4 protein-coding genes are annotated in these 4,151 nt (G+C 66.4%); 2 read left to right on the top strand and 2 right to left on the bottom strand.

Annotated elements, in window-relative coordinates; genetic code table 11:
• Positions 1–162: 162 nt before the first annotated feature.
• Positions 163–741, top strand: coding sequence for a hypothetical protein (locus LDL49_RS56145; RefSeq protein WP_225303137.1), 579 nt, complete (start codon positions 163–165; stop codon positions 739–741).
• Positions 742–917: 176 nt separating this feature from the next.
• Here LDL49_RS56145 and LDL49_RS56140 read toward each other — a convergent pair whose 3' ends face one another.
• Both LDL49_RS56140 and LDL49_RS56135 read right to left on the bottom strand, forming a co-directional pair.
• Positions 918–2,156, bottom strand: a complete 1,239-nt coding sequence (locus LDL49_RS56140) for a serine hydrolase domain-containing protein (protein ID WP_225303136.1) — start codon at positions 2,154–2,156, stop codon at positions 918–920.
• Positions 2,157–2,285: 129 nt separating this feature from the next.
• Entirely contained in the window at positions 2,286–2,645 is a 360-nt protein-coding gene (locus LDL49_RS56135) for a DUF1048 domain-containing protein (protein WP_225303135.1), read from the bottom strand.
• 310 nt (positions 2,646–2,955) lie between these two features.
• Here LDL49_RS56135 and LDL49_RS56130 point away from each other — a divergent pair, with 310 nt between their 5' ends.
• On the top strand, positions 2,956–3,684 hold the full coding sequence (locus tag LDL49_RS56130) for a GbsR/MarR family transcriptional regulator (protein WP_225303134.1): 729 nt from the start codon (positions 2,956–2,958) through the stop codon (positions 3,682–3,684).
• The last annotated feature ends 467 nt before the right edge of the window (positions 3,685–4,151 follow it).

Below are 4,151 nucleotides of genomic sequence, written 5' to 3'. Positions count from 1 at the left end.
GCACTCCCAGACGCACGTTCTCGGACAACCCGATCCACGGATGCATATCGAGACATCGGCAGAACCAATCGAAACGTCACTCTCTGAAGTCACATGAAACGCTTGCGTGAGTCAAGCAACGGCATTGCGATGGTACTGACAGATGAAGGGATTCGGGCGGCGATGCTGTCGCGTTGCCGGAACCTGAAGATCGAGCCGCCCGGCCGGACCGAACGCATCGTGCGCGGCTGCCGGGCCCGGTTCGAGCGGACGTTCTGTGAGCGGATGACCGGATGCCTGTCGGCCGACTCGACCGCCGCGCTGCTTGAGCTGGCCACCGGTGCGGACGGATCCTTGGCCGAACTGAAGGCCGACCCGGGGCGGCTGGGGCTGGAGACGCTGCTGGAGGAGATCGTCAAATTGCGGCGTAGCAAGGCGTTGGGGCTGCCGGCGGACTTGTTCGGCGAGTTCTCCGACAAGCTGGTGGCCTCCTGGCGGGCGCGGGCGATGGCGTCGCACCCTTCTGATTTCGCCGCGAATCCCGAGCCGGTGCGCCTGACGCTGCTGGCCGCGTTGGCCTGGTGCCGTACCGCCGAGATCACCGACCTGGTTCAGTCGCTGCTGAACGACCCGGCCTGGGCTGAGCGGCTCACCGACGCCGACCGGCGCGCGCTCAGTCCGCTCTTCTGGTCGCACGCCAACCTGTACGGCACTTTCCACATCGACATGGACACCCACCTGGACCTGGGCTTGGCCGCCTGAGAAGTGCCTTCGGCCATGATGTGGTCGGCGTGGTACAGGCCCCTGGATGAGCGGGCGGGGCGCGTGCTCGTCGGCCGTGCTGGGGGCGACAAAGGTGATCGCGGAACGTGGTGGCGTCGAAGGCCGGAGCCTGGTCGAGATCTTTCTGCCGGAGCGATCTCGACCAGGTAGGCGGGTCAGTTGTCGATTGCCTGGTAGAGGGTGGTCCAGAAGTCGTTGATGGCGTTCGCCGAGTCGGGGGTGGACATCCCGGTCTGGGTGAGCAGGATGCCGATGAGGCCGTTCTCGGGGTCGGCGTAGGTGGTGGTGCCGGCTCCGCCGTCCCAGCCGAACTGGCCGATGGGCGCGTAGTCGCCGCGGTAGGTGCGTACCGCCATGCCGAAGCCCCAGCCGCCGTGCTGTCCCAGGCCGTACCCCGTATGGAGGACGTTGCGGGCATAGACCTCTCGGGCGGCTTGCTGGTCGGGCGTGAGGCGGTTGGTGGTCATCAGCTCGACGGCGGCCCGGGGCAGGATGCGTCGGCCATCGTGCATGCCGCCGTTGAGGAGCATGCGGAAGTAGGCGTGGTAGTCGTCGGCGGTGGAGTCGAGTCCGCCGCCGCTGGACGGGAACGCCGGAGGCTTGCTGTGGTGTCCGCCTTCGGCCGGGTCTTCCACGTTGAACTCTCCGGTCTGCCAGTCGGGGGCGTACAGGGGCGGCAGCCGGTGGATCTTGTCGGCGGGCACGTGGAAGGCGGTGTCGGTCATGCCGAGGGGGTCGAAGATGCGCTCGCGCAGGAACGTCTCGAACGGCTGGCCGGTGACCCTGGCCACCAGCACGCCGAGCACGTCGTCGCTGAGGTTGTACTGCCAGCGCTGTCCGGGCTGGTAGGCCAGCGGGAGCGTGCCGAGGCGGCGCATCCACTCATCCGGCCCCGGTTCGGGCAACAGCCATCCGTCCTCCTGGCCGTAAACCCCCTGCTCGAAGAGCGCGCCCATGATCGGGGCGGTCTTCGCTGTCAGATCCAGTCCGAGTCCGCAGGTGGAGGTGAGCAGGTCCCGTACGGTGATCGGCCGCCGCGCCGGCACGGTGTCGTCCAGCGGGCCGTCGGGCCGCTTCAGCACCTTCCGGTCGGCGAGTTCGGGCAGCCACTGATCCACCGGATCGTCCAGCCGCAGCCGGCACTCATCCAGCAGGACCATCGTCGCCGACACCGCGACCGGCTTGGACGTGGAAGCCATCCGGAAGATGGTGTCCCGGCGCATCGGCGCGCCACCGTCATGGCGCATCGTCCCGATCGTTTCGACGTGTGTCTCCTCGCCCCGGCTGACCAGGGCGACGAGTCCGGGAATCTTCCCGGACTCGACATGCCCGGCCAGCACCTCGCGCAGTCTGTCCAGCCCGGTCTTGGAGAAGCCGCTGTTGCTGTGTCCCATCACAAATTTCCTTACATACAAGTGTTCGATACACAACGTTGATCTTGCGTGACCCGTCCCGTCCCGGCGTGGCGCTCGGCCTCGGGCGCGATGTGCTGGGCCGCCGTCAGACGGTCTTGTCGTGTTTCCTTAACCGGCGGCGCGCTCGATGGCGTCGGTCAGTTGCTTGCGCGCACGGGCGGGGACGTAGCCGCCGTCGGTGTAGTTCCGGGCGAACGCTTCGGCGAATTTCACCGGGTCCTGCCCGACGATCTCGCGGATCGGCGTTCCGTCCGCCGCGGCCTGTTCGAACAGGGCGGCGAGGTCTTCGAACCTCGACGCGTCGCTGTCGGCGTCAGTCGGCACGAAGTGCATCATGTGCCGCTGAATAGCTTCGACCGCTGTGCGGTAGTTCGGCGGAAGCTGTCGTACGCGTGCCTGGTACTGCCGCCACCGCCGCTTGGGGCCGATCATCATCGCGACGAAACCGCCGAATTTGGTGTCGGACATGGTGATCCGTCTCCTTTGTGGAGCTGTTCGAGCCGTTGTGTGGAGAAGCTCCAGATCCTCCACCAGGCCGGTTGTTCATGCATCGCTGAACGTCTGCGACAGTACATTGCATTCATAGATGAGTCAACATTTTGAGAAAGCCGATAAGCCTGTTCAAGCTCAGTTTGTGGACGAATAATGCAATGAGTATGACGCTGATTGCAATAGATGATCAAGATCTGTGTTGCAATGGACTTCGAGTGATTGCATACTGTGCGGCGGGAGTGCGGGCGCCGAGGCGCGCACACCGGCAGATGGGAGACGAACACCGATGCCCGGAGACAGACTCACCGACGAGGACCGTCGGCACATCGCTACGGGGCTGGCCGAGGGGCTCGGATACACCGAGATCGGCCGGCGTCTCGGGCGGCCCGGCTCGACCATCATGCGGGAGGTCACCCGCAACGGCGGACCCGACGATTACCGGGCGCAGCGGGCGCAGGAAGCCACCCAGCAGCGTGCGCGCCGACACCGGCAGGCCAAACCTCCGGCGCCGCCGATCGGCGACAGCAGCCACGGGCGCGACCCCCAGGCGGTCCAGAACGTCACCGAATCCTTCGCCACGCTCCTTGAGCAGCAAGGGATGCCCCGGATGGCGGCCAGGGTGCTGGCCTGCCTGCACGTCACCGACTCCGGCAACCTCACCGCCGCCGACCTGGTCCAGCGGCTTCACGTCAGCCCCGCGTCGATTTCGCAGACCGTCGCCCTCCTGGAACAGCAGGGACTCCTCAAGCGGGAACGAACTCCCGGCGGGCGCCGCGAACGCTACGTCGTCGACGACGAGCTCTGGGTCCGCTCCACCCTCGCGGCTCTGCAGATGAACGAGACCCTGGCCGCCACCTCGCAGCGCGCGGCGGAGGTCCTCGGGGCCGCGACCCCGGCCGGCGCCCGCTTCTGCTCCTCTGCCGAGTTCCTGCTCCTCGTGAACGCGAGCCTCGGACAGGTCATGGAGCAGTGGCAGCAGAACCAGGACGAACGGAACGCCAGGCACCGGTCATGATCTCTCGCGGCTTCGGCGGAGCCCAGGAAGGGATCCCCTATGAAGACGCACTCCCACCATCGCTCGCTCCTGCGCGGCATGCCATGTACGCGATAACGGCCTAAGAATCCGATAAGGAACATAGCGACTCCTCGATCAGAGGGTACGTAGAACCCTCTGCGCCAGTCGCTCCATCGCTGGGGCGTCACTTTCAACTTGAACGGCGGCGTTCGGGCGGCCGCACGCCTGGCAATCATCGTGCCGGTTGGCCGACCCGCTGCCTCATGCAGCTCGCGCAGCTGCGCCGCCCAGCTCGCTGTGAAATCTTCGGCCCCGCCCATCCCCTGCATCCTCGCTGTGTGATGGCGTCCCGTGGAGTGGTGTAACTACGTGATCGACGGTTGCGATTCTGAGTGCGTGGTGAGCTCGGCCGGGTCGCGTGCAGCGCTGCCGGTGTGGAGGTCGGCCATGGAGGTCTCCGACAGGTA

Source organism: Nonomuraea aurantiaca (assembly GCF_020215705.1).
Classification (GTDB): domain Bacteria; phylum Actinomycetota; class Actinomycetes; order Streptosporangiales; family Streptosporangiaceae; genus Nonomuraea; species Nonomuraea aurantiaca.
The sequence above is the reverse complement of the archived record's forward strand: the minus strand, read 5'-3'. Positions and strand labels throughout refer to the sequence as shown.

Excerpts from the sequence above, each read along its gene's own strand:
- LDL49_RS56145 (WP_225303137.1), top strand. The coding sequence starts at position 163 with ATGCTGTCGCGTTGCCGGAACCTGAAGATCGAGCCGCCCGGCCGGACC.
- LDL49_RS56140 (WP_225303136.1), bottom strand. The coding sequence starts at position 2,156 with ATGGGACACAGCAACAGCGGCTTCTCCAAGACCGGGCTGGACAGACTG.
- LDL49_RS56135 (WP_225303135.1), bottom strand. The coding sequence starts at position 2,645 with ATGTCCGACACCAAATTCGGCGGTTTCGTCGCGATGATGATCGGCCCC.
- LDL49_RS56130 (WP_225303134.1), top strand. The coding sequence starts at position 2,956 with ATGCCCGGAGACAGACTCACCGACGAGGACCGTCGGCACATCGCTACG.